This is a genomic window from Rhodococcus sp. P4_B6 (assembly GCF_056402215.1).
Window position 1 is genome coordinate 1 of record NZ_JBFUHV010000152.1, and the last position, 24,655, is coordinate 24,655.

The window sequence follows — 24,655 nt, forward strand, 5'->3', positions numbered from 1 at the left end:
GTCCAGGGACGTCCAGGGACAGTGATTGGAAGGTGCCGACGACGAGGCCGCAGGGGTGTTCGGCGTCGGGGGTGATGCCGGAGAGGGCGACGACGCCGGTGGGCAGGTGTCCCATGACGGTGCGGTAGTGGGCCTGGTCGATGGTGGAGGTAAGCATGGTGGCTCCTTGTCAGATCGTGGTGCCGGACCCGGCAGCGGTGTAGGAGGTGTGGTCGGGGTGCAGTTCGGTGGCGATGTCCCGTGCGGCGCGCAGTGCGCTCTCGATGGCGCCGTCGATGAATCCGGCCCACAGATTCGCGATGTCACTGCTCGCGAAGTGCAGAACGCCTTCGGCGGCCTGCTGCGCGCCCAGGTAACGAGTGACCTGGTTCGGGCGGTGCATCATCCAGGTCTCCTGCGAGTACTGGTCGCTCATCCAGTCGTGTCCGGTCACCTCGAGGACATCGAGATCGTCCCGCCAGACGGTCAACGCCCGCTGAACGGCATCGCGGTCGTTGGGGTCGAGCCGCGTCGAGTCGGCCCCGAAGGCAACCAGAACTGCATCGTCGTCGCCGAGGTATTCGGTGCGCACGACGGACAGCGGGTGGGCGGCGGAGGAGTACGCGAAGAACGGGGCGATCGGGCCACGCACCCGGATCCAGCACTTGACGCCCTGGGAGGCGGCCTTCTCCCTGCTTGCGGCGAGTTTGCCGTCGTTGAGCGGTGGCGTGACGGCGAGGTCGCCGAGAATGTTCTGGGGCACGGTGAGTACCACTCGACGCGCCGTGATCACCTGGCCGTCGCTCAGGTGCACGCGAGCGCGTTCGGTGTCGTGTTCGATGCGGGAAACCTCCGCGCCGGTGCGCAGCTCCGCGGTGGTGTCGGCGGCGATCGCCGCCACCAGCGACTGGGTGCCGTCGGCGAGGCGGAAGACCGCGGACGCCTCGTGCATCAGATGCCACGAGCCCGCGGTGGCGGCGGTCCACCGCAACGCGGTGGTGAAAGCCCCCTCGGTGAGTGGGCCGTTGAAGTGCCCGACCCAGGCCGCCTCGTTCGCCTGGTATTCGTCCTCGCTCAGCTGCAGCCGGTCGAGCATGTCCTGCACGCTGTACCGGTCGATGTTCGCGAACTCGGGTGATGCGGGCGGCAGATCGGGCCGGGGGACGATGTTCATGGTGTAGGCGAGCAGCCGGCGCATTCCGGGATCGATCAATTCCATGAACTGCTCGAGTGTTCCGGTGCGGACCCGGTCGCCGGCGAGCCAGTACGCCTGCTCCGCGCGCGGGCCCCGGGTCACCGAGAGTCCGTATCGGGTGATCTCGGCCCACACGTGCGGCTGCACCCAGTGCATCCAGGTGCCGCCGATCTCGAGGTTCCTGCCGAGGCGGTGGTCGGTCCACACCCGTCCGCCGAGCCGGTCGCGCGCCTCGAGCACGACCACGCTCAGTCCGGTACGGGACAGCTCCCGGGCGGTGATCAACCCGGCGATGCCGCCGCCGACAACGACGACATCGGCTTCCTGATGCTGGTGGGCGCTGTCCGCCATGGTGTCTCCTCACCGCCGTGAACTCAGGGGAAGGGCGTCAGACCCCTGCGAACGCTTGCTGTTCATATTGTGAACGTGTTGTTCAATATAGATCGACAATGATCCTGAGCTGTAGATCACAATCTGTCAAGAGTGGTGGTGTGAGCATCGATCCCGTGACCGCGCCCGCCCGGGTGCGGGTGAGTTCACCCCGCGGTACGGGAACCCGCAGATGACGCCGAGGGCGAGGTGAGGCCCGCTGGTGTCGATGGTGAGGCGTCGTGTCGGCATCCATCGCGAGTTTCGGAGCGGGTCTTGACGCGCCGTGAGTCCCATGTCACACTTTTGACCACATCGTTCATTTAATGAACACGTAGCGTGGCTGAGCTGCAGCGATCGAGCCCATCCCAACGACCCGCAGTCGCCAGAGATCCCTCGGATTCCGCGGCCGTGCACCACTTCACGAAGGTTGTGACATCACGTGCGAACATCTGCTTCCCGCCTATCCGCCCCTGCGCACGGTGATTGCCCACCGTCGTCGGTCGTGATCGCCACGTCGACGCGCACGAGCGAGGAGGGCCGATGACCATCACGAACAACGAACTCGTGGACATCGACCAGCAGTCGGTCGACAAGAAGCGCTTCCTGGTCAAGCTGACCGGTGTGATCGCCGGCGGCATGTTCATCGACGGCTACATCCTCGGCATCATCGGCACCGTCATCGGTGCCATCACCCTCGATCTCGGCATGTCGCTGTTCTGGGAGGGGCTCATCGGGGCGTCCGCGCTGATCGGCATCTTCATCGGCGGCCCCCTCGGCGGCTGGCTCGCCGACAAACTCGGCCGCAAGCCGCTGTTCACGATCGACCTGCTGATCTTCACTGTCGGTTCGGTCCTGCAATTCTTCGTCGACTCGGCCTGGCACCTCTTCCTCGTCCGGCTGCTGATGGGCATCGCGATCGGCGCCGACTACTCCGTCGGCTGGCCGCTGCTCGCCGAGTTCTCCCCCAGGCGGTTGCGCGGCAGGCTGATGGCCTTCTCGGAGGTCGCCTGGTACCTCGGATTCATGACAGCCTTTATCGCCGGCTTCCTGATGACAGCCGTGTGGTCCCTGGACTGGCGCATCGTGCTCGGCTCGAGCACCCTGCCCGCCGTCATCCTGCTCCTGGCCCGGCTGGGTATGCCCGAATCCCCGCGCTGGCTGATGAACAAGGGCCGCACCGAAGAGGCAACCGAGATCGCCCACACCTACCTCGAAGACCCCGCCGACGTCCTCGACACCACCAGCGAACCGACCCGTAAGGGCACGTTCGGGATGCTGTTCTCGCCGTCCTACCGGCGGGCGACGATCTTCATCTCCGTCTTCTGGTTCTGTGTGGTGGCACCGTATTTCGCGATCGCGACGTTCGCTGCCAGCGTGCTCGCCGCCTACGGTCTCGGCGACGGACTCGTCGGCGCCCTGGGGATCAACGGCCTCGCACTGGCCGGTGTCGTCATCTCGGTGATCCTCATCGAACGGATCGGCCGCCGGAAGCTGACCATCCCGCAGCAGTGGGTGTGCGCCGCGGTCCTGGCCGCGATCGGGCTCTGGACCTCTGCACCGCCGGTGCTGGTGCTCATTGGCTTCCTGGTCTTCGCGTTCGCCAACGCCATGTGCACCGCGCTGACGGGTGTCTACCCGGGCGAGATCTTCCCGACCGAGATCCGCGGCCTGGGAACCGGTTTCGCGACCGCGTTCAGTCGCGTCGGAGCCGGTCTGGGTACGTTCCTGCTGCCGTGGTCGATGCACAACCTCGGCGCGGGCACCACGATGCTCATCGCGGCCGGCATCTGCGTCGTCGGCGCGTCGGTCTCCCAGGTCCTCGCCCCGGAAACGATGGGCCGCAGTCTCAGCGAAACGTCCGCTCCACACCAACGGTAACCACCCCGATCCCGAGCGCGGAGTCGCCGGACCGACAACGATGTCAGCCCCGCGACTCCGCCTCGACCCCCAGAACGTCCCACCACACTCCGTGTGTTCGCCAAGGAAGGAGCCAGCGATCATGTCGACCATCTCGGACGCGGTCACCGCACTGGCAAACAAGGGAATGGTCCTCGTCGTCGACGACGAAGACCGCGAGAACGAGGGCGACCTGATCATGGCCGCCGAATACGCGAGCACCGATGCGGTCGCGTTCTTCCTCGAACATACATCCGGCTTTCTCTGCGTCGCCATCGACGAGGCCCGCGCCGACACACTCGGCCTCGACCTGATGGTCCCCGACAACACCGAAGCCCACAACACCGCCTTCCTGGTCAGCGTCGACTACCGGCACGGCACCACCACGGGAATCAGTGCGGGCGACCGCGGCGCCACCATCCGAGCCCTTGCCGACCCGGCCCTGCAGCCCGCCGACCTCGCCCGGCCCGGCCACGTCATGCCGCTGCTCGCCAAGCCCGGCGGCGTCCTCGAGCGCCCGGGGCACACCGAAGCCGGAGTCGATTTGTGCCGCATGGCCGGGCTCAGCGGCGCCGCCCTGCTCTGCGAGATCGTCACCCCCGATCGGCGGGAGATGATGCGACGCGACGACCTCGAACAACTCGCCGCACAGCACTCGATCCCGATGATCTCCATCGCCGAACTGCGCGCATGGCGCTCACGCACGGATGGAACGGTGACCCCGCTCCGCCAGAGTGCCGCACGCCCCGGGGACATCGTTCTCCGGTCCGGTCGCAGCACCCTGCCCACCGAGGTCGGCACGTTCGACGCGCTGGCCTATCAGGCACCCGGCGACGGCGTCGAGCACCTGGCCTTGGTGATGGGCGACGTGGCCACGACCGACGCGCCGCTGGTCCGGATGCACAGCGAGTGCATCACCGGTGACCTCGCCGGCTCCCTGCGCTGCGACTGCGGACCCCAATTCCGATCCGCCATGAGCGCCATCGCCGAGGCCGGCGCCGGCATCCTGATCTATCTCCGCGGACACGAGGGCCGCGGAATCGGCCTGGGGCACAAACTGCGCGCCTACGAACTCCAGCAACACGAGGGCCTCGACACCATCGACGCCAACGTCAGCCTCGGCCTGCCCGTCGACAGCCGCGACTACCGCGTCGCCTGCGAAATCCTCGACGACCTGGGAGTCGGCCGAGTGCGGCTGATGACGAACAACCCCGACAAGGTCCGGGCCCTGAGCGACCACGGCATCACCGTTGCCGAACAGATCCCACACGAGTCCTCACCGACCGCCTACAACCGGTCCTATCTGACAACCAAACGCGACCGCATGGGGCACACCCTCCAGCGGCTCGGTTGATACCCCGCGTCACCCACCCGGTCCCGCATCGGGGCCTGACACGAAAGGGCGACATGCCGATGACGACCACCGAGACCCTCGATTGAACCCGCAGACCCCGCCCATGCGACACGGCAGGCCGGCCTTGGTCACTCTCGCCGAGCATGGATTCGACGTCGTCGCACACAGTTTCACTCCGGAGGCGGCCGAACGGATCGCCCGGGACATCACGAGCGGCGGTGGCCGCGCGACCGCCGTCGTCGCCGATCTCACCATCGACCGGGAGGTCGACCGGCTCTTCACCACCGTCGAAGACATCCACGGCCACGTCGACACGGTCGTACACGCCGCCTGGATTCCCGGACCCGAATCCACCGGCACGTCACTCGAGACGATCCATCCCCACGACTGGCATCGATTCGTCCACGCTCACCTCGGCATGGTCTTCACGACCGTGCGGCGGGCGATGCAGTCGATGAACACAAGCGGCCGGGCGGGATCCATCGTCACCGTCGTCGGCATTGGCCGATCAGCCACTGAAACAGGCGATTCCACGCTGGCCCAGCAGGTGATCGACGGCGCAATCGAGGCCTTCACCGTCGCGGCGGCGCGCGACCTCGGCGCCTGCAGCGTACAGGTCACCAGCATCCGCTTGGTCGACGAACTTCCGACACTCGAACATCCGGACGAGCGCCGCGCACCGGATTTCGACACCGCACTCGTCCTACTCGCCGACCCCGTCCACCACGGCGGCTGGTCCGGCAGGGTTCTCACCGCGCACGCGGCCCTGCCGGCTGCCGTGCACTGACAACCCATCCCCGTTTCCGTCCAACACCTTTGGAGTTGAAGCCGTGACTGTCGTGTCCGAATCCGCCACGCCGCAGAAGGTCGAGCTGACCGACGAGGAGATCTTCGCCGGCCATCTCGGCGGCAAGCTCTCGGTCGAGCTGACCGCCCCGCTGGACACTCAGCGGGATCTGTCGATCGCTTACACCCCGGGGGTGGCGCAGGTGTCCCGCGCCATCGCTGCCGACGAGACCCTCGCCGACCGCTACACCTGGGCCAGTCGCTTGGTGGTCGTCGTCTCCGACGGTTCCGCGGTGCTCGGTCTCGGGGACATCGGCCCCCGTGCCTCTCTTCCGGTGATGGAGGGCAAGTCGGCCCTGTTCAAGAACTTCGCGGGCCTGAACTCGATCCCGCTGGTCCTCGRCACCCAGGACCCCGACGAGATCGTCGAGACCCTGATCCGGGTGCGCCCGAGCTTCGGTGCCGTGAATTTGGAGGACCTCTCCGCGCCCCGCTGCTTCGAAATCGAACGGCGCGTCATCGAGGCGCTGGACTGCCCGGTCATGCACGACGACCAGCACGGCACCGCCATCGTCGTCCTGGCCGCGTTGAAGGGTGCGGTCAAGGTCCAGGACCGGGACCTCCGTGGGTTGCGCGTGGTCATCTCCGGTGCCGGCGCCGCCGGTGTGGCGTGCGCGAACATCCTGCTCGCCGCCGGCATCGCGGACGTGACGGTCCTCGATTCGAAGGGCATCGTCTCGGCCGACCGCACCGACCTCAACGAGATCAAGGTCGACCTGGCCGCGCGCACCAACCCGGCCGCCCGCCGCGGCGGCATCGCCCGGGCCCTCGACGGCGCGGACGTGTTCCTCGGCGTCTCCGCGGGCACCGTCCCTGAGGAGCTGATCGCGACGATGGCGGAGAACTCCATCGTGTTCGCACTGTCGAACCCGGACCCGGAGATCCACCCCGACGTCGCCCGCAAGCACGCGGCGATCGTCGCCACCGGACGCTCGGATTTCCCGAACCAGATCAACAATGTGCTCGCCTTCCCCGGGGTGTTCAAGGGTGCCCTCGACGCCGGCGCCCGGCGCATCACCGAGGGCATGAAGCTCGCCGCCGCCGAGGCGATCCTCTCGGTCGTCGGTGACGAGCTGGCTGTGGACAAGATCGTTCCCAGCCCGCTCGATCCTCGCGTCGCCCCGGCTGTCGCGGAGGCAGTCGCCGCCGCTGCGCGATAGGCGCTTCGCGCCCGTGCGTGGTTAAGGAGTCTCTGCAGTCGTCAACCACGCACGGGCGGCGGAGCCGCCCCGGCACCCCGTCCGAACCCGCACCCAGGTTCGGACGGGGTGTTCGTCGTGCCCGTGGAGGTCAGGGGGCAAACCRATGGGTGTGCCGACGCCGGCCGAGGCGGGCGCGTTCGGTCTCGGACATGCCGCCCCAGATGCCGTAGTGTTCCGCGGCGGTGAGGGCGTGAGTTCGGCATTCGCGGAGCACGGGGCAGTCCTGGCAGATCTGTTTGGCGCGGCGTTCGCGCCGTGTGCGGACGGTTCGCTGCTCGCGATCGTCGGGCGAGAAGAACATGGCGGTGTCGGTTCCGCGGCACGATCCCTCATGTCGCCAGTCCCAGCCGGACGGACGGTCGGATGGATGCTCGGTGATGGTCATTCGGTTTCCCGGGGTCGACGTTTCGGTACTCCTACGACAAACGCACCGCCGTAACCGGGACAAAGCGTGGCCGGTACGGCGGTGCGTCGCGCACGTGGAGGGCGGGTGCCTGACGCCGACACATCAGGTCAGGCACCCGCGCAGTTCGTTCAGTCAAGAAGGCGCTCCTGATTCCTGAACGAACGTATTGCCGCAGGGAATATGGTCCCCGCGAAGTTCTTTCGTGGTGTCAGTTGGTCGCGGTGGACACGTCGAACTCGATGGTGCCGAAGCCTTCGAATTCGCCGACCCAGCGGCCGGCCTGGTTCATGGGGACTGCCTGCAGGCAGCTGCCGGGGAGGATGACCTGGCCGGCCTGGAATTCGACGTCGTAGGCGGCGAGGCGGTTGACCAGCCAGGCGACCGCGGCGAGGGGATTGCCGAGAATGTTGCGGGTGTTACCGGTGATGACCTCGCGCCCGTTGAAGTGCAGGGAGCCGTTCATGTCGCGCAGGGTGAGGTCGGTGATGCGGCGGGGGGTGCCGCCGAGGATGACCGCGCCGGTGGATCCGTTGTCGGCCAGCGTGTCCGGGAGGTCGATGGCCCAGTTCTGGACGCGGGAGTCGATGATCTCGATGGCGGGCACGGCGTAGTCGATGGCGTTGATGACGTCGGCGACCGTGATGTTGGGCCCGCACAGACTGCTCTTCAGCACGAATGCGGGTTCGAGTTCGACGAACGGTTCGATGTATTTTTCCCGTTCGAGGGTGGTGCCTTCGTAGGCGAAGATGCTGGCGAGCAGGAATCCGTAGTCGGGCTGGCCGAGGCCGAAGGCTTCCTGCATGACCTTCGCGATGTTGCCGAGCTTGTATCCGACCAGGCGGTCACCGCCCGCGACGGCGTGTTCGACGTTGATGCGCTGGACGGCGAAGGCGGAGTCGGCGTCGAGGGCGGGCCAGGTCTTGGTCGGCGCGGTGATCGGTGCCCCGTTCACGCGTGCCGTACGCAGCGTGGCCGCGACGTCGTGGAGTTCGGTGGTCTGCATGGGTGTCCTTGTCGGGTCGGTGGGTCAGACGGCGTCGACGGTGCGGTTGCCGAAGCGGAGGCCGGGGTGATCGTCGCGGAGCCGGACGGCGCCGGGGCCGTAGAGCTTTTCGCGCAGGGTGGAGCCTTCGTATTCGCTCCACATGGTGCCGCGGCGCTGCAGTTCGGGGACGACGAGTTCGATGAAGTCGGCGATGTCCTGGTACTTGATGGCGTTGGCGAGGTTGTAGCCGGCGATACCGGTCTCGTTCATCCACCGGGTCAGTTCGTCGGCCACGGTGGTGGGGGAGCCGACGATGGTGGGGCCGGTGCCGCCGATGCCGACGAATTCGGCGATGTCGCGCGGGGTCCACTCCTTGTCGGGGTCCATCTTCGAGAACAGGTCGACCATGGTCTGTCCGGCGTTGGTCTTGACGTGCTTGAGGGGAACGTCGGGGTCGAACTGCGACATGTCCAATCCGGTCCAGCCGCTGTAGCGGGCCATCGCCCCGGCGTAGCTCACGCGCTTGCGGTAGCTCTCGTACTTCGCGTGCGCCTCTTCGTCGGTCGGTGCGCAGACGACGTTGAGCATCTGCAGCACGTGCACGTTGGCCGGGTCGCGGCCGACCTCGGCGGCGAGGCTGCGCAGGCTGTCGACCTGCTTCTTCAGCGCCGGGATGGACACGGCGTTGACGAACACCGCCTCGGCGCTGGCGGCGGCGAGGGCGCGGCCCTTGGACGAGCCGCCGGCCTGGAAGATCACCGGGGTGCGCTGCGGGGACGGCTCGCACAGGGCGAAGCCGGGAACGGAGAAGTACTTGCCCTTGTGCTCGATGTTGTGCACCCGGCTCGGGTCGATGTACATGCCGCGCTCGGCGTCCCGGACGACCGCGTCGTCGTCCCAGGATCCCTCCCACAGCTTGTAGCAGACCTCGAGGTACTCGGCGGCCATGTCGTACCGCTCGTCGTGCGGAACCTGCTGTCCGGTACCGAGATTGCGGGCTGCGCTGTCGGAGTAGGAGGTCACCAGGTTCCAGCCGACCCGGCCGTCGGTGAGGTGGTCGAGGGTGCTGAACTTGCGGGCCAGCGCGTACGGGTGCTCGTAGGAGGTCGACCCCGTCAGCCCGAATCCGAGGTTCTTCGTCACCGCCGCCATCGCGGAGACGGCCATGAACGGATCCTGTGCGGGGATCTGCGCGGCGTCGGCGAGGGCCGCGTCGGCGTTGCCCTCGTAGATGTCGTGGTAGCCGACGTTGTCGGCGAAGAAGATGCCGTCGAACCGGGCCTGTTCGAGCAGTTTGGCGTACTCGGTCCAGTAGGCGAGGTTCTTGTAGTTCGCGCCCTGATCCTTCGGGTGCCGCCACAGGCCGGCCGACAGGTGCGCCGGGCCCTGGTAGTCGAAGGCAAAGATCCGCATGCGCTGAGACGCCATTGTCTATCTCCGTTCACTTTTTGAACACGTAGTTCATGTGTTGAACAACACTGTAAGAGGTGGAATGAGTGGGCGTCAATAGTGCATTTCGCAAGAAGTGCCCCCCGGAACTTGTCGATGCTCGCATCCCCGCCACTTCACGACGCATTCACTTTATGGTCGGCATGTTCAAATAGTGGATGGGCGTGTAGAACATAGTCCATGCGTGCCATTCAGGTCTCTCGTCTCGGTGGTCCCGACGTTCTCGAACTCACCGAGGTCCCCGATCCTCGGCCCGGTCCGGACGATCTGCTCGTCCGGACCGACGCGATCGGCGTGAACTTCATCGACACCTATTTCCGGACCGGGGTGTACCCGCATCCGCTGCCGTACGTTCCCGGCGACGAGGGCTCGGGTGTCGTCGAGTCGGTGGGTGCCGGGGTGCGCGGCTTCGCGCCCGGTGACCGCGTCGCGTGGTGCGGGGCAACCGGCAACTACGCCGAACGGGTGGTGGTGCCCGCCGCAGTCGCAATCGCGGTACCGGACGGCGTACCCTCCCCGCAGGCGGCTTCTGCACTGGCGCAAGGTATGACGGCCCACTACTTGGCGTACTCGACCTACCCGGTGCAGTCCGGCGACACCGTGCTCGTCCACGCCGGGGCCGGCGGCGTCGGATTGCTGCTGACCCAACTGGCCACGAAGCTGGGCGCGCGGGTGATCACCACTGTCTCGTCGGATGTGAAGGAGAAGCTGTCGCGCGAGGCCGGCGCCGCCGAGGTGCTCCGTTACGACGACGACATCGCCACCCGCGTCCGCGAACTCACCGACGGGGAGGGCGTCGCCGTCGCCTACGACGGGGTCGGCGCGGCCACGTTCGAGGCGAGCCTCGCGTCCGTCCGGGTCCGTGGCACCCTTGCCCTCTTCGGCGCCTCGAGCGGCCTGGTACCGCCGTTCGACCCGCAACGGCTCAATCCCGCAGGGTCCCTGGTCCTCACCCGTCCCACACTCGCGCACTACATCCGCACCCGTGAGGAACTCACCTGGCGGGCAGGCGAGGTCTTCGCGGCCGTCGCGGACGGCTCGTTGCACGTTCGCGTCGGCGCGCACTACCCGCTCGAACACGCCGCCGACGCGCACCGAGACCTCGAGGCCAGGAAGACCACCGGTGCCGTCGTCCTCGTCCCCTGACCCCGAGCCATACGGACGTACAATTCTGCTGGCGATGTTCATACCCGCATCGACGGAGTGATTCGTGTCGAACCTGACAGTCGGCGACTTGGTGGCCATGCGGCAACTCGCGTGCAGCGTGGTGGCCGGCGCTGCCGGTGTCGGCCGGATCGTGGTGTGGGCGCAGGTGTGCGAACTGCCCGACCCGTGGAACTGGCTGGGTAAGGACGACMTGTTGATGACCACCGGTATGAGCCTGCCGGCAGCGGCGGACGCACAGCGAGAGTTCGTGCGACGTCTCAGCGAGGCGGGTTTGGCCGGTCTCGCGATCGGCGACGACCTGCTCGCGCCCCCGCTGACGCAGGACATGCTGGCCGAGGCGGACGAGCAGTGCTTCCCCGTCGTCTCGGTCGGTCATGCAACACCTTTCGTCGCGATCGGCCGTACCGTCGCCATCGCGGCCCAGAGCGTCCAGGTCAGTCGAATCGCCCGCTTGAGCCGGCTCTACGACGCCACGCAAGCGGCACCGGAGGACGAGACGTCGCTGCTCGATCGAGTGTCGGCGGAACTCGGACACCGACTCCACGTCGTGGACGTCGAACTCGGCAGCGAGGTGCTGCGCGACGCCCGTCCGCTCGGCGACGATCTCGTCGACGAACTCCGCCGCAGCGTCGGCGGCCGGCTCGACGGTCTTCCGTCGAGGGTGTCGATCGACGCCGGCGCCGGGACGGTGGCGACAGCGTTCCCCCTCGCCACCCACCGCAGGTGCATGCTCGTCGCGGCCGGGCACGCCGATATCGAAGTCGACGCGTTCGTGTTGTTGCATGCGCAGAGCCTGGTCGGCGTGGAAGTGGAGCGGGTGACCCGGGAACGTGAACGCACCGATGTGGTGCGGGCGGAGCTGCTCGAGCAGATGATCACCGGATCGATCAGCGCGGAAGCTGCCACACCTCGCCTCGGACAACTGGAGTTGGCCGATACCCACTGGTGCGTCATCGGATTCGACGCATTTCACCTCCAGACGGCCCGCACGCTCATCGGGGACCGCGGAGTCCCGTACCTGTCGTGCCCGGTAGGGGACGAGGGGTACCTGATGGTCCCGAGCGCCGACGCCGACCTGACGGCGGATCTCCTCGACCGCCACATCGATGCGATGGGAATGTCGGCCCGTAACGCGACGACTCGACGGGTCCCGGACAGCGTTCGTCAAGCCCGGTGGGCTCTCCAGGCCGCGCGGGCGGCGGGCGGCGGTCTTGCCGAGTATTCGACCGCGGCCCCCCTGTTCCTTCCCCGAACCTTGACCGAGGCACACTTCGCGACGCGGGCCGTGCTGGGGAAGGTCATCGACTACGACGCGGCCAATCACAGTGATCTCGTCGAGACGCTCGACGTATTCCTGTCGATGGATCGGAACTGGTCGGCAACCGCGGAAAAGCTTGTCATTCACCGCCAGACGCTCGGATACCGACTACGCAAGATCGAGGGCCTCACCGGCCGAAGCATGAAGAGCTCCGCGGACATCGCCGACTTCTGGATGGCGCTGATCACCCGCCGGATCAGTAGCGTCCGGGACTGAGACGAGAGGAAGACGATGTCGAGACTCACCGTCGGCGACCTCATCGCCATGGATCAGCTCGGGTGCGCTGCCGTCGCCGGTGTGGCGGGACTCGATCGCCGGATCGTGTGGGCACACACCTCGGAACTCGACCCCTGGGACTGGCTGGGAGCGGACGAGCTGCTGATGACCGCCGGATTGTGCGTGCCGCCGGACGAGCCGGCGCAGTGCACGTTCGTCGAGCGCCTCCACGAAAAGGGCCTGGCGGGCGTCATCATCGGTGACGACGCGACAGCGCCACCGCTCACGGCCGCGATGCTCGCTGTTGCCGACCGACTGGGTTTCCCCATCCTCCGGTGCAGCCACACCACCCCGTTCGCGGCCATCGGACGGACGGTGGCCCTGGCCAGTCAGAGTGTTCAGGTCAGCAGGGTCGCACGGCTGAGCCGACTCTACGAACACGCACGCTCGACGTCACTGGCGGAGACGAGTCTCCTGGTCCGGCTGTCCCGCGAGCTTCGCTACACGTTGCACGTCGTCGACGTCGAGTACGGCACCGAAGTTCTCCCCACCGACAATGCACTGTCCGACAAGACCATCCGCGCGTTGGCTGCGCGGGTCGCCGGGACCCTCGATCGTCTTCCCGCCCACCTCACGCTGATGGACGGTGCCGACTGCGTGATGACCGCCCATGCCCTTCCCACCCACCGGAAATGCATGCTGGTGATGGAGGGAAGCCCGGCCACGGACGTCGATGCCTTCGCCCTGCTGCATGTGCGAACCCTGATCGGCGTCGAAGTCGAAAAGGTCACCAGGGAGCGGGAGCACGCCGACGAGGCCGGTGAGGGCCTGCTGCGGAGAATTCTCGCCGGAACCGACGCCGCCGAGGCGGTGACACCACTGCTCGAACAGTTCGACCTCGCCGAACCCGAATGGACGGTGCTGAGCTTCGGAACCGACTTCCTGCCGGCAGCGCGGACGATAACCGGCGACCGGGGCGTTCCCCACGTGACCGGCACACTCGACGAACACGCGTACATGCTGATTCCGACCGGCCGGAGCCCGGAGACCATCGACGTGCTGAGCGGCAGAACCCGGGCGATGGGAGTGTCACCCTCGGCGACCACGATCGGGCAGATCTCCGACAGCGCTCGTCAGGCGGGTTGGGCGCTGGACACCGCCCGATCGACCGGCGTACCCGTCACCCGATACTCCACCGACGCACCACTGTTCGTGCCGCGCACCCTGACCGACGCCCGGCACGCCACCGACGCGATCCTCGGAGATCTCCTCCTGTACGACCGGGGACACGAGTCGCACCTCGTCGAGACGCTCGAAACCTTCCTCACACACAACCGAAGCTGGACGGAGACTGCCGAGCAGCTCGGAATTCACCGGCAATCTCTCGCCTTCCGTCTCCGGAAGATCGAGTCCGTGACGGGACGCGATCTCAAGGCGTCCTCGGACATCGCGATGCTGTGGCTGGCGCTCCGCGCCCGCGCCCACGCGAGTGCGCTGACCGACTGAACAGGGTCTGTCAGACGGCGGCGGCCGCGCGCAACCCGTCGAGGACGGCCTCTTCGACGGTGCGCGGGGCGAGGCAGTCACCGACTCCGGTGAACGGGATGCCGGTGGATTCGACGTCGGCGAGCAGGGCGTCGTTCTGCTGGTGGCCGAGGGCGAGGACGAGTCCGTCGACGCCGTCGAGGATGATCGGTTCGCCGGTCAGCGTGTTGACCAGGTAGACGGTGTCGTCGTCCGCCCCGAACAGGCGGGCGTGGGGGACGATGCGCACCTTCGCTTCGGTGGCCGCGCGCAGCATCGACACCCGGGTGAACTGCTGCAGGTTCTCGCCGGCCGCGTAGCCGTTGACGCACAGGGTCACCTTGCGCCCTTCGCGGGCAAGCATTTCCGCGACCCCGAGCCCGGTCCAGTCTCCGCGCCAGTCGGCCACGACGATCTCACCCTTGGGGGTGTTGCCGCCGTTCGCGCCGATCACGTCCCACGCCTCGAGCACCGGCATGTCGCCGTCCAGTTCGAGGTGCGGCCGGTACGGAGTGGCGCCGGTCGCGATGATGACGTGGTCGGGTCGTTCCGCGGTGATCATCGCCGCATCGACCTCGACGCGGGTCTTCACGATCACCCCGTAGCGGTCGAGTTCGGACTGCAGATTGGTGGCGGCGCCGCCGAACTCGGACCGGCCGGGCAGCCGCTCGGCGAGCAATACCTGCCCACCGACCCGGCCACTGGCCTCGTAGAGGGTGACCCGGTGCCCGCGCTGGGCGGCGATCACGGCGGCCTTCATTCCGGCGGGTCCGCCGCCGACGACCATGACGTCGGTCGGTTTCGGGGTGAGCACCAAGGTGCCGAACTCGCGTTCGCGTCCGGTCTCCGGGCGCTGGATGCAGGAGATCGGGTAGCCGGATTGGAAGTGGCCGATGCACGCCTGGTTGCAGCCGATGCAGGCCCGGATGTCGTCCGGCCGCTCGGCGAGGGCCTTGGCCGGCATGTCCGGGTCGCAGATCAGGGCGCGGGTCATCGCGCAGGCGTCGGCCTGCCCCTTGGCGACGACGATCTCGGCTTCCTGCGGTTGGTTGATCCGTCCGGCGACGAGCACCGGAATCGACACCGCCGCCTTGATCTTCGCCGCGGCGGGCGCGGTGTAGGCGGCCTCCTCGCTCATCGGCGGAACGATGTGCATGGACCCGGACCGACTCGCGGACGTGCCCTCGGTGACGTTCAGGAAGTCCAGCAGCCCGTCCGAGTCGAGCCGTCGGCAGACCTCGACGATGTCGGTGGGTTCGTCCTCCACCGAGGAGTGCTCGATGCCGGACACGCGGACGCCGACCGCGAATCCCGATCCGACCGCCTCGCGGACTGCGGCGATGATCTCGCGCAGAAACCGCATCCGATTGTCGAGGTCGCCACCGTACTGGTCGGTGCGCAGGTTCAGTTCGGGGTTGAGGAACTGGGCGGGCAGGTAGCCGTGGCTGGCCACGATCTCGACACCGTCGAGTCCGGCCTGCCGGAGCCGGCGCGCCCCGGCCGCGTATCCGGCGACGACCTCGGCGATCATCGCCTGGGACATCGGCCGCGGCATGACCCGGAATCGTTCGTTCGGCACGGCCGACGGGGCGTACGCGACCGGAAGCGCACCGTCCTGGGATTCCATGATCTCCCGGCCCGGGTGGAACACCTGACCGAACAGCGCGCACCCGTGCTCGTGGACGGCGTCGGCGACGCGCCGGTAGCCCTCGATGCAGCTGTCGTCGGTGGCCATGAGGACGTGGTACGTGTACCGCGCGGTCTCGTGGATCCCGGCGACCTGCATGACGATCAGTCCGGCGCCGCCGGCCGCCCGGGCGCGGTGGTATTCGACGAGCTGGTCGGTGACCGCGCCGTCGTGCACCATCACGGTGTCGTGCCCGGAGGAGAAGATCCGGTTCTTGAGGGTGACGTCGCCGACCTGCAGGGGGGAGAACAGCGTCGGAAAGAGGGTCTCAGACATGGAAATCCCAGTTCTGTACTGGTGGTGGAAGGGTGGCTAGCTGGCGTCGGTGTCGGCGAGGACTCGCTGGGCACCGGCCACGGCGACGGCGTCCGCTTCGAAGAGCATGCCCTCGACGAGGAACGAGTTCTGCACCGCGGTCACGGCGGGATACGGGGCGGAGAAGAACTCGGCGCGAACCTTCTTGAACGTGTCGAAGTCGTCGCGGTCGCCCAGGTAGGCGGTCAGCTTGACCACCGACGACATCGACGCGCCGTGCTGGGTCAGGATCTTCTCGATGTTGCGGAACACCTGGCGGGCCTGCGCCTCGAAGCCGCCGTCGACGAGGTTGCCCGCGTCGTCGTAGCCGGCCTGACCGGACGTGAACACCAGGTCCCCGGCCTTGGCGCCCTGGCTGTACTGCGCGGACTGCGCCCAGGTGAAGGGGGCGGGGCGGGTTTCGACGATGTTCTCGGTGGTCGTCATGGTGATCCTCTCGGTAGACGTCCCGGGAGTACGGGACCGCGGTGGCTGACGAGAGGGAACGCTATGGCACGGCTCACCAGGGCGTAACCGTACTGTTGGACAAACCGGTATCACTGCTTTAGTCAGGCGTACGTGTTTCCGTGACCTGTGTGTGCCCTACCCACCCTCGCGTAGCAGCGCGACGTCGGACACCATCCGAATGTGATCGGCCATCGCACGGGATGCGCCCGTGGAGTCCCGGTCTCGAATCGCCGTCGCAATGCGACGGTGCCCTTCGAGCGAGGCCCGCGGGCGTTCGGCCTGGGAGAGGGATTCGATCCGGGTCTCCCGGATCAGCCCGGAGATCTCGTGCATCAGCTTGGCCAGCAGTGACGAGTGCGCTGCGACGGTGATGGCCTCGTGGAACTGCTCGTCGCCGACGACGCCGCGATCGCCCGCGGCGATCTCGGACTCCATCGTCGCGAGGGCGGAATCGATCGCCGCCATCTCCGTGTCGGTCCGGCGCTCGGCGGCGAGCCCGGCAAGTTTGACCTCGAGTGCCTCGCGGGCCTCGATCACCTCGGGCAGGCGGTCGGCGTGTTCCCGCAGGGCCTTGACCGCGCGTTCCTCGATGGGTTGTCGGACGAGGACGGCGCCGTCGCCGTGCCGCACCGACACCACGCCCTGCACCTCGAGGGCGACGAGGGCCTGGCTCAGGGACGCGCGGGACACCCCCAGTTGAGCTGCGAGTTCGCGCTCGGCGGGGAGGCGGTCGCCCGGCGTCATCTCGTGTTCGGCGATGTGGGCGCAGAGTTGCTCGACGATCACCTCGTACAGCCGCGGTCGCGCTACCGGACGCAGTTGCTCAGCCACTGGGCCACCCACTCTCCATTCCACTGAAACTACTCCACGGTATCTCCCGGAGGCGGGTAACCGCACGCACAGTTGCTGTTGACAGTGACCCACAACACTGCTTCGATGAAGTGGCTAGGCCAATTTGCCACTGAGTCAATTCTCGGAGCGTCGGCCGGTACCAGTTGCCACTGCCACAGAACCGGAGACTTTCATGTCGACCGAGTTGATCCCCATCCTCGCGCTTGCCGTCATGTTCCTGGCGGCGACCGTGCTGCCCGTGAACATGGGCGCCCTCGGCTTCGTTGCCGCCTTCTTCGTCGGCACCCTGTCGCTGCACATGAGCAGCGACGACATCATCGCCGGATTCCCCAGCAGCCTGTTCCTCACGCTGGTCGGCATCACCTACCTCTTCGCGATCGCCCAGAACAACGGCACCGTCGACCTGATGGTCCGCGGGGCGGTCCGGCTGGTCCGCGGTCGTGTCGCCCTGATCCCCTGGGTGATGTTCGGGATCACGGCGGTCCTCACCGCGATCGGTGCGCTCGGCCCCGCCGCCGTGGCGATCGTCGCGCCGATCGCTCTCGGCTTCGCCGCGCGGTACAAGATCAACGCCCTCCTGATGGGCATGATGGTCGTGCACGGGGCCCAGGCCGGCGGATTCTCGCCGATCAGCATCTACGGCGTCACGGTCAACGACATCGCGTCCAAGGCAGGACTGACCAACAGTCCGCTCACCCTCTTCCTCGGAAGTCTCCTGTTCAACGCCGCGATCGGGGTACTGCTGTTCGTGTTCCTCGGCGGGCGGGACCTGATCGGGCGCAGCGTGCACGACGACGGTGTCGAGGACACGGCGGGAACCGGTGCCGGCGGCTCGGGCGGTGGAGCGCCGACGACCGGCGGCGACGCGGGGTCGGGCGGGGCCACCGCCACCAAGGTGCGTCCGGCGCAGACCCTCGCGGGCTCACCTGCGCGCCCCGGCGTCACGTTCGATCAGGGCCTCACTCTGGTGGGTCTCGCCGCGCTCGCCGTGTTCTCGCTGATCCTCGATCTCGACGTGGGATTCATCTCGATGACGGTGGCCGTCGTCCTGGCGCTCGCCTCGCCGAAGGCGCAGAAGGGTGCGATCGCGCAGATCAGCTGGTCGACGGTGCTGCTCATCGGCGGCGTCCTCACCTTCGTGGGCGTCCTGCAGGAGGCGGGCACCGTCGAGTACGTCGGCAACGCGGTCGCGAGCCTGGGCATGCCCCTCCTCGTCGCCCTGCTCCTCTGCTACATAGGGGCCATCGTCTCCGCCTTCGCCTCGTCCACGGCGATCCTGGGCGCGACGATCCCGCTCGCGGTTCCGTTCCTCCTCGCCGGTGAGGTGGGTGCGGTGGGTGTCATCGTGGCCCTCGCCATCTCCTCGACCATCGTCGACGTCAGCCCGTTCTCGACCAACGGCGCGCTGGTCCTCGCGAACGCGCAGAACGTCGACCGCGACCGGTTCTACAAGCAGATCCTGAAGTACAGCGCGCTCGTCGTCGCCATCGGGCCGCTCGCGGCCTGGGCGATTCTCGTGGTGCCCGGCTGGCTCTGACCGCCGGCGGGTAGGCGTCCGGCCCACCACCTCGAAAACTCGGCTCTTGACATCGGTCGGATCAGATGTTTCATTTAATTGGCTAGTCCACTAGGTCACTGCACCAACAGTCCAGCTATCGCGGCTCTCGCCAGGAAGTAACGGTGGTTTCACATGTCCACGAAAACGATGGAGCGCACGGGTCCGCTGCAAGGAGTGGTCGTCGTCGATCTGACGCGCGCACTGGCGGGTCCCCACGCGGCGATGATGCTCGGCGACCTCGGCGCGGACGTCATCAAGGTCGAAACCCCGCACGGCGGCGACGACACCCGCGGGTGGGGGCCGCCGTTCGTCGAACCCGCCGACGCAGAGCGGGAATCGACGTACTTCCTGTCCACGAACCGGAACAAGAAGTCGATCACCCTTGACCTCAAGGCTGAAGACGGACGCGACACCCTCGAGTCCCTCGTCCGGCGCGCCGACGTCCTCATGGAGAACTTCCGCACCGGGGTCCTCGACCGGCTCGGGTTCACCACCGAGCGTCTCGCCGAACTGAACCCGCGCCTGGTCGTCCTGTCCATCAGCGGTTTCGGTCACGACGGACCCGAAGGCGGACGCGCAGGCTACGACCAGATCGCGCAGGGCGAGGCCGGACTGATGTCGCTGACCGGACCCAATCCCGACGAGGTCCAGCGCGTGGGCGTGCCCATCGCGGACCTGCTCGCCGGCATGTACGGGGCGTTCGGGGTCGTCGCCGCGTTGCAGGAACGTGAACGCACCGGACGGGGCCGCGTCGTGCGAACGTCGTTGCTGGCCAGTGTCGTCGGCGTGCACGCCTTCCAGGGGACGAAGTGGACCGTCGCCGGCGAGGTCGGCGAGGCGCAGGGCAACCACCATCCCTCGATCTCCCCGTACGGCCTGTTCCGCACCGCCGACGGCGCCGTGCAGATCTCGGTCGGCAGCGAAGGGCTGTGGAAGCGGTTCTGCGCGGGCTTCCACCTCGACCCCGACGCCCCCGGCATGGCCACCAATCCCGAACGCGTCGAGAACCACAAGCAGGTCCTCGAATTGGTCGAGGACGCGTTCGGCGCGTACACGAGCGACGAACTCCTGATCGAACTCGACCGGATCGGGGTGCCCGCGGGACGCGTCCGGACCATCTCCGAGGTCTACGAATGGGAGCAGACGAAGTCGCAGGGGCTGCTCGTCGACGTCGACCACCGCACACTCGGCAACATCACGCTGCCCGGCCCGCCCCTGCGGTTCTTCGAACCGGACGGCACCGAGGTCACCGAAACCCGGCACACCGCACCGCCAGTCCTCGGCGCGGACAACGACACCGTGATGTCGTGGCTGAAGGAATGCAGCTGATGGCGCGCCTGACCGCTCCCGAACTGCTCGATCTGGTGGTCGACGCCGGCACCTGGGAGTCGTGGGACACCCCACCGATCCAGGTCGCGGCGGACTCCGAGTACGCGGACGAGCTTCTCCGCGCGCAGGAGAAGACCGGCCTCGACGAGGCGGTGCTCACCGGAGTCGCCACCATCCGCGGCCGCCGAACCGCAATCCTCGTCTGTGAGTTCGGTTTTCTCGGCGGCTCCATCGGCGTGGCGGCGGGGGAGCGTCTGGTCGCCGCGATCCGCCGTGCCACCCACGAGGGGCTTCCGCTGCTCGCCCTGCCCACGTCGGGTGGGACGCGCATGCAGGAGGGGACGACCGCGTTCCTGCAGATGGTGAAGATCACGGCGGCGGTGATCAAGCACAAGGAGGCGCACCTGCCGTATCTCGTCTACCTCCGGAGCCCCACGACCGGCGGGGTGTTCGCGTCCTGGGGATCGCTGGGCCACGTCACCATCGCGGAACCGGGAGCGCTCGTCGGATTCCTGGGGCCGCGCGTGTACGAGGCGCTGTACGACGCGCCGTTCCCGACGGGTGTCCAGACCGCCGAGAACCTGCACGCGCACGGACTCATCGACGCGGTGCGGCCGCCGGACCAGCTCGCCGAGATCGTCGACCGCGCGCTGCGCATCATCACCTCCAGCCGCGGTGGCCGGCCGGCTCCCGCCGACCCCGCCGTGCACGGGAGTCTGCCGGACGTTCCCGCGTGGGAGTCGGTGCTCGCGTCGCGACGCGAGGACCGGCCCGGGGTGCGCGACGTGATGTTCCATTCGGCCTCGGATGTTCTCCCGCTCAACGGAACCGGTCAGGGAGAGATCGATCCGGGTCTGATCCTCGCCCTCGTCCGGTTCGGTGACATGCCCTGCGTCCTGCTCGGGCAGGACCGTCGCGGGCAGACCACGCGGTCGCCGCTCGGCCCGGCCGCCCTGCGGGAAGCGCGCAGGGGAATGCGGCTGGCGGCGGAACTGAACCTGCCGCTGGTGACGGTCATCGACACCGCGGGAGCGGCATTGTCGAAGGAGGCCGAGGAGGGCGGGCTCGCCGGCGAGATCGCGCGCTGCATCGCCGACATGGTCTCACTCGACGTTCCCACGATCTCCCTGCTGCTCGGGCAGGGCACCGGCGGCGGCGCGCTCGCGTTGATTCCGGCCGATCGGGTGCTCGCGGCCCAGCACGGCTGGCTCTCGCCGCTGCCGCCCGAGGGTGCGAGCGCGATCCTGCACCACGACATCGCGCACGCGCCGGACATGGCCGCCCGGCAGGGCATCCGGTCGTCCGATCTCCTCGCGAGCGGCATCGTCGACGAGGTGATCCCCGAATTCCCCGATGCAGCCGAGGAATCCACGGCCTTCTGCACCCGGGTGGGTGCGGTGCTCCACCGCGAGCTGGCGCTCCTCGATGCGGCGGACACCACCGAGCGACTCTCCGAACGTGCGGCGCGATTCGACCGGATCGGTCTGTTGCAGCCCGCACCTGCATGACCGCGGTGCCGGGGATCCCGATCGGATCCCCGGCCTCCTTGTACTTCGAGCTCATGTCGGCACCGGTGGCCCGCATCGTCTCGATCACCTGGTCGAGGCTGACGCGGTGGGTGCCGTCGCCGCGCAGTGCCATCCGGGCGGCGTTGATCGCCTTGCCCGCCGAGATGGCGTTGCGCTCGATGCACGGAATCTGCACCAGACCTCCGATGGGATCGCACGTCAGACCGAGACTGTGTTCCATCGCGATCTCCGCCGAGTTCTCCACCTGCGCGGGGGTGCCGCCGAGGATCTCGGCGAGACCGGCGGCGGCCATCGACGCCGCGGAGCCGACCTCGCCCTGGCAGCCCACCTCCGCCCCGGAGATCGAGGCCCGCTCCTTGTACAGGGATCCGATTGCGCCCGCCGCCAACAGGAATCGCACCGACGTGCCGTCCGGATCCGCCTTCCCCGCCGGGGTGTAGTGCAGCGCGAAGTGCAGCACCGCCGGGATGATGCCTGCCGCGCCGTTGGTGGGGGCGGTCACGATCCGCCCACCGGACGCGTTCTCCTCGTTGACGGCGAGGGCCACCAGATTCACCCAGTCCTCGGCGAACGCGGGATCACGGTACGGGTCTTCCGCGTTCAGCCGCTCGTACCAGCCGCGGGCGCGTCGGCGGACTTGCAGATTGCCGGGCAGGTACCCGTCCCGGCTGATTCCGCGTTGCTGACACTCGACCATCACGTCCCGGATGTGCAGCAGTCGCGCCCGGACCTCCGACTCGGGCCGGAGGGCCCGTTCGTGCTCGAGCATCACCTCGCTGATCCCGAGTCCGTAGTGCTCGCTGAGTTCGAGCAATTCGCGAGCCGACCCGAACGACAGCGCGTTCGCGCCGGCGCCGACGGACATCGCCGGTTCGGCGCCGGTGACGACGAAGCCGCCGCCGATCGAGAAGTACGTCCGCGTGTGCAGTTCGCGATCGTCCACCCCGGTGGCGGTGAGGGTCATCCCGTTGGGGTGAAAATCCAGCACCGTCAACGGATGCAGCACCATCTCGTCCTCGGCGAGCGGGATGTCGACCGTCCCGCCGAGGCGGATCCGCCGGCTCGCCCGCACCTCGTCGAGCCGCGTCTCCATCTCCTCGGTGGCGATGGTTTCCGGCCGATACCCTTCGAGGCCGAGGAGGATCGCCGACATGGTGCCGTGGCCGGCGCCGGTCGCCGCGAGCGAGCCGTACAGGTCGACACGGACACCGGCGACGTCCCCGAGAACGCCGAGCGCGCCGAGGTCGTCGACGAACGTCCCCGCCGCCCGCATCGGCCCGACCGTGTGTGAACTGGAGGGGCCGATGCCGACGGAAAAGAGGTCGAAGACGCTGATGGTCATCCCTACAGCTCCGGGTAGAGGGGGTATTTGTCCGCGAGGACCCGGACCTGGGCAGCCAATCCGGACGTGTCCGCGTCGGCGGGTGCGACGAGGGCCTGCGCGATCAGGTCGGCGACCGTCACGAAGTCGTCCCGGCCGAAACCGCGCGCCGCGAGTGCCGGTGTGCCGATGCGCAGGCCGGACGTCACCATCGGCGGCCGCGGGTCGAACGGAACGGCGTTGCGGTTGACCGTGATTCCGATCGCGTCGAGGCGGTCCTCGGCCTGCTGCCCGTCGATGTCGGCGTCCCGGAGGTCGACGAGGACGAGGTGCACGTCCGTGCCGCCGGTGAGGACGCTGATGCCGGCTTCCTTGACGTCGGGGCGGCTGAGGCGGTCGGCGAGGACCTTCGCCCCTTCGAGGCAGCGTTCCTGACGTTCCGCGAACTCGGGTTCGGCGGCCATCTTGAATGCCGTTGCCTTACCTGCGATCACGTGCTCGAGCGGCCCGCCCTGCTGGCCGGGGAAGACCGCCGAGTTGATCTTCTTCGCGATGGCCGCGTCGCCCGTCAGGATGATGCCGCCGCGGGGCCCGCCGAGCGTCTTGTGCGTCGTCGACGTCACGACGTGCGCGTGCGGCACCGGGGACGGGTGGAATCCGGTGGCCACCAGGCCGGCGAAGTGGGCCATGTCGACCATCAGGTACGCGCCGACCTCGTCCGCGATCGCCCGGAACCGGGCGAAGTCCAACTGGCGCGGGTAGGCCGACCAGCCGGCGATGATCAGTTGCGGCCGGTGTTCGCGCGCGGCCTTCGCGACCTCGTCCATGTCGATGAGGTAGTCCTGCTCGGACACCCCGTACGCGGCCACGTTGTAGAGCTTGCCGGAGAAGTTCAGCCGCATGCCGTGGGTGAGGTGGCCGCCGTCGGCGAGGGAGAGGCCGAGGATGGTGTCGCCCGGATTGATCAGCGCGTGCATCACCGACGCGTTCGCGGTGGCGCCGGAATGCGGTTGCACGTTGGCGTATTCCGCGGCGAACAAGGCCTTGACACGGTCGATGGCGAGCTGCTCGATGGAGTCGACGTGCTCGCAGCCGCCGTAGTAGCGGCGCCCCGGGTAGCCCTCCGCGTACTTGTTGGTCAGCACCGAACCCTGCGCCTGCATGACCGCGAGCGGCGCGTGGTTCTCCGACGCGATCATCTCCAGGCCGGTGCGCTGACGATCGAGTTCCTTGCCGATCAGCGCGGCGACGTCCGGGTCGAAGTCCGCGAGGTCACGGTTCAGGACGCTCATGCGTTCGCTCCGTTCTTCTCGGCGTACTCGGCGGCGGTGAGGAGCTCTCCGGCCGCGGACGGCTGGACGGCGAACAGCCAGCCCTCCCCATACGGGTCGGAGGTGACCAGGCCGGGGTCGTCGACGGCGGCAGTGTTGATCAGGGTCACCCGGCCGCTCACCGGCGGGTACAGCTCGGAGACGGTCTTGGTGGACTCCACCTCACCGCACGATTCGCCGGCGACGATGGTCGTCCCGACCTCGGGCAGATCGACGAAGACGAGTTCGCCGAGCGAGTTGACGGCGACGGACGTGATGCCGACGCGGACGGGCTCGTCGGGGAGATCGGCGCCCGGCGCGATCAGGACCCATTCGTGGTCGTCGGTGTAGCTGCGGTCGTCGGGGAAGGCTGCTGAAGACATGGCGGTACCTTTTTC

At 68.0% G+C, this 24,655-nt stretch carries 19 protein-coding genes and 1 pseudogene; 10 read left to right on the plus strand and 10 right to left on the minus strand.

Going from position 1 to position 24,655, the window contains the following annotated elements; genetic code table 11:
* Positions 1–169: 169 nt before the first annotated feature.
* Positions 170–1,525 carry a flavin monoamine oxidase family protein gene (locus tag AC1DWT_RS39855; protein WP_477924830.1) on the minus strand — a complete coding sequence of 452 codons (1,356 nt, stop codon included), beginning with the start codon at positions 1,523–1,525 and terminating at the stop codon, positions 170–172.
* A 561-nt stretch (positions 1,526–2,086) separates the two neighbouring features.
* Here AC1DWT_RS39855 and AC1DWT_RS39860 point away from each other — a divergent pair.
* The 4 genes from AC1DWT_RS39860 (at position 2,087) to AC1DWT_RS39875 (ending at position 6,802) form a co-directional block, all read left to right on the plus strand.
* Positions 2,087–3,424, plus strand: a complete 1,338-nt coding sequence (locus tag AC1DWT_RS39860; protein ID WP_477924832.1) for an MFS transporter — start codon at positions 2,087–2,089, stop codon at positions 3,422–3,424.
* Between the two features lie 121 nt (positions 3,425–3,545).
* Positions 3,546–4,796: a bifunctional 3,4-dihydroxy-2-butanone-4-phosphate synthase/GTP cyclohydrolase II gene (locus AC1DWT_RS39865; protein ID WP_072936890.1), complete on the plus strand. Its 1,251-nt coding sequence runs from the start codon at positions 3,546–3,548 to the stop codon at positions 4,794–4,796.
* A 103-nt stretch (positions 4,797–4,899) separates the two neighbouring features.
* Positions 4,900–5,583 (plus strand): SDR family NAD(P)-dependent oxidoreductase, encoded by a 684-nt coding sequence (locus tag AC1DWT_RS39870; protein WP_477924834.1) that lies wholly within the window; start codon positions 4,900–4,902, stop codon positions 5,581–5,583.
* 43 nt (positions 5,584–5,626) lie between these two features.
* Positions 5,627–6,802 carry an NAD(P)-dependent malic enzyme gene (locus AC1DWT_RS39875; RefSeq protein ID WP_477924836.1) on the plus strand — a complete coding sequence of 392 codons (1,176 nt, stop codon included), beginning with the start codon at positions 5,627–5,629 and terminating at the stop codon, positions 6,800–6,802.
* Between the two features lie 130 nt (positions 6,803–6,932).
* Here AC1DWT_RS39875 and AC1DWT_RS39880 read toward each other — a convergent pair whose 3' ends face one another.
* From AC1DWT_RS39880 to AC1DWT_RS39890, 3 genes are all read right to left on the minus strand, one after another.
* A complete protein-coding gene (locus AC1DWT_RS39880; protein WP_477924838.1) occupies positions 6,933–7,229 on the minus strand; it encodes a WhiB family transcriptional regulator in 297 nt (98 codons plus the stop codon).
* 229 nt (positions 7,230–7,458) lie between these two features.
* Positions 7,459–8,253 carry a 2-keto-4-pentenoate hydratase gene (locus tag AC1DWT_RS39885; RefSeq protein ID WP_477924840.1) on the minus strand — a complete coding sequence of 265 codons (795 nt, stop codon included), beginning with the start codon at positions 8,251–8,253 and terminating at the stop codon, positions 7,459–7,461.
* A 24-nt stretch (positions 8,254–8,277) separates the two neighbouring features.
* Complete coding sequence (locus tag AC1DWT_RS39890) at positions 8,278–9,663, minus strand: LLM class flavin-dependent oxidoreductase (protein ID WP_477924842.1); 1,386 nt, start codon at positions 9,661–9,663, stop codon at positions 8,278–8,280.
* A 201-nt stretch (positions 9,664–9,864) separates the two neighbouring features.
* On the opposite strand from AC1DWT_RS39890, the gene AC1DWT_RS39895 reads away from it, so the two are divergent.
* The 3 genes from AC1DWT_RS39895 to AC1DWT_RS39905 all read left to right on the plus strand — a co-directional run bounded on the left by AC1DWT_RS39895 (position 9,865) and on the right by AC1DWT_RS39905 (position 13,891).
* Positions 9,865–10,830 carry a quinone oxidoreductase family protein gene (locus tag AC1DWT_RS39895; RefSeq protein ID WP_477924844.1) on the plus strand — a complete coding sequence of 322 codons (966 nt, stop codon included), beginning with the start codon at positions 9,865–9,867 and terminating at the stop codon, positions 10,828–10,830.
* Between the two features lie 64 nt (positions 10,831–10,894).
* On the plus strand, positions 10,895–12,385 hold the full coding sequence (locus AC1DWT_RS39900; RefSeq protein ID WP_477924846.1) for a PucR family transcriptional regulator: 1,491 nt from the start codon (positions 10,895–10,897) through the stop codon (positions 12,383–12,385).
* 15 nt (positions 12,386–12,400) lie between these two features.
* Positions 12,401–13,891, plus strand: a complete 1,491-nt coding sequence (locus AC1DWT_RS39905) for a PucR family transcriptional regulator (RefSeq protein WP_477924848.1) — start codon at positions 12,401–12,403, stop codon at positions 13,889–13,891.
* A gap of 10 nt (positions 13,892–13,901) precedes the next feature.
* Here AC1DWT_RS39905 and AC1DWT_RS39910 read toward each other — a convergent pair whose 3' ends face one another.
* The 3 genes from AC1DWT_RS39910 to AC1DWT_RS39920 form a co-directional block, all read right to left on the minus strand.
* Complete coding sequence (locus AC1DWT_RS39910) at positions 13,902–15,872, minus strand: oxidoreductase (RefSeq protein ID WP_477924850.1); 1,971 nt, start codon at positions 15,870–15,872, stop codon at positions 13,902–13,904.
* Between the two features lie 36 nt (positions 15,873–15,908).
* On the minus strand, positions 15,909–16,337 hold the full coding sequence (locus AC1DWT_RS39915; protein ID WP_072936900.1) for a RidA family protein: 429 nt from the start codon (positions 16,335–16,337) through the stop codon (positions 15,909–15,911).
* Between the two features lie 156 nt (positions 16,338–16,493).
* Positions 16,494–17,189 carry a FadR/GntR family transcriptional regulator gene (locus AC1DWT_RS39920; protein ID WP_378676758.1) on the minus strand — a complete coding sequence of 232 codons (696 nt, stop codon included), beginning with the start codon at positions 17,187–17,189 and terminating at the stop codon, positions 16,494–16,496.
* Between the two features lie 193 nt (positions 17,190–17,382).
* Between AC1DWT_RS39920 and AC1DWT_RS39925 the strand changes: the two genes are divergently transcribed.
* The 3 genes from AC1DWT_RS39925 (at position 17,383) to AC1DWT_RS39935 (ending at position 21,605) form a co-directional block, all read left to right on the plus strand.
* Positions 17,383–18,747 carry an SLC13 family permease gene (locus tag AC1DWT_RS39925; protein ID WP_477924853.1) on the plus strand — a complete coding sequence of 455 codons (1,365 nt, stop codon included), beginning with the start codon at positions 17,383–17,385 and terminating at the stop codon, positions 18,745–18,747.
* Between the two features lie 153 nt (positions 18,748–18,900).
* Positions 18,901–20,097, plus strand: a complete 1,197-nt coding sequence (locus AC1DWT_RS39930; protein WP_095862038.1) for a CaiB/BaiF CoA transferase family protein — start codon at positions 18,901–18,903, stop codon at positions 20,095–20,097.
* Positions 20,097–21,605: a carboxyl transferase domain-containing protein gene (locus AC1DWT_RS39935; protein ID WP_477924861.1), complete on the plus strand. Its 1,509-nt coding sequence runs from the start codon at positions 20,097–20,099 to the stop codon at positions 21,603–21,605. The genes AC1DWT_RS39930 and AC1DWT_RS39935 overlap by 1 nt, the downstream gene beginning before the upstream one ends.
* A gap of 34 nt (positions 21,606–21,639) precedes the next feature.
* Here AC1DWT_RS39935 and AC1DWT_RS39940 read toward each other — a convergent pair.
* From AC1DWT_RS39940 to gcvH, 3 genes and pseudogenes are all read right to left on the minus strand, one after another.
* Positions 21,640–22,968: pseudogene (locus AC1DWT_RS39940) on the minus strand (L-serine ammonia-lyase); the annotation flags it as partial.
* A 2-nt stretch (positions 22,969–22,970) separates the two neighbouring features.
* Entirely contained in the window at positions 22,971–24,239 is a 1,269-nt protein-coding gene (gene glyA, locus AC1DWT_RS39945; protein WP_477924855.1) for a serine hydroxymethyltransferase, read from the minus strand.
* Positions 24,236–24,640 (minus strand): glycine cleavage system protein GcvH, encoded by a 405-nt coding sequence (gene gcvH, locus AC1DWT_RS39950; protein WP_072936907.1) that lies wholly within the window; start codon positions 24,638–24,640, stop codon positions 24,236–24,238. The genes glyA and gcvH overlap by 4 nt, the downstream gene beginning before the upstream one ends.
* Positions 24,641–24,655 lie beyond the last annotated feature (15 nt).